Origin of the sequence: Salinactinospora qingdaonensis, from assembly GCF_039539445.1 — a bacterium.
Taxonomy (GTDB): domain Bacteria; phylum Actinomycetota; class Actinomycetes; order Streptosporangiales; family Streptosporangiaceae; genus Salinactinospora; species Salinactinospora qingdaonensis.
In genome coordinates this window covers 1-730 of the sequence record NZ_BAABDD010000083.1, presented here as the reverse complement: position 1 = coordinate 730, position 730 = coordinate 1, and the positions used below count along the sequence as shown (strand labels likewise).

The window sequence follows — 730 nt, the reverse complement described above, 5'->3', positions numbered from 1 at the left end:
TTGATCTCGAAGACCCGCTCGATCCCGCCCACCACGAGCCGCTTGAGGTAGAGCTCGGGAGCGATCCGCAAATAGAGATCGAGATTGTAGGCGTTGATGTGCGTGGTGAACGGCCGCGCCGTGGCCCCACCATGGACCTGCTGCAACATCGGCGTCTCGACCTCGACATAGTCGCGCTCCTGCAACCCCGAACGGATAGCGCGAATCGCCGCGGAACGCTGGTGCACCATCGAGCGGGCCTCGGGATTGACGATGAGGTCCACATAACGCTGCCGCACCCGCGCCTCGGGATCGGTCAACCCCTTGTGCTTCTCCGGCAACGGACGCAGACACTTGGCCGTCAACGTCCACGACTCGGCCATAACCGACAGCTCACCCCGACGCGAGGTGATGACCTCACCCTCGATGCCCACATGGTCACCCAAATCGACATCGTTCTTCCACGCCGCCAGCGACTCCTCGCCAAGACGATCCAGGGAGAGCATGATCTGGATATCGCCGGAGGCGTCACGCACATTGGCAAAGCACAGCTTGCCCCCCGTGCGATACAGCATGACCCGCCCGGCTACCCCGACACGCTCCCCCGTGCCCTCATCAGGCCCCAGGTCACCGTGTTTATCGCGCACCTCGGCCACGGACGTGGTGCGGGAAAAGACAACCGGGTAGGGGTCGATCCCCGCCTCACGCAGGCGGTCCAGCTTCTCGCGGCGGACCCGCACCTGCTCGGGCA

At 64.5% G+C, this 730-nt stretch carries 1 protein-coding gene; it reads right to left on the bottom strand.

Annotated features, from left to right (window positions below; translation table 11 throughout):
* On the bottom strand, window positions 1–730 hold a 730-nt coding region (locus ABD848_RS24890), incomplete at both ends, for an amino acid--tRNA ligase-related protein (protein WP_344977654.1).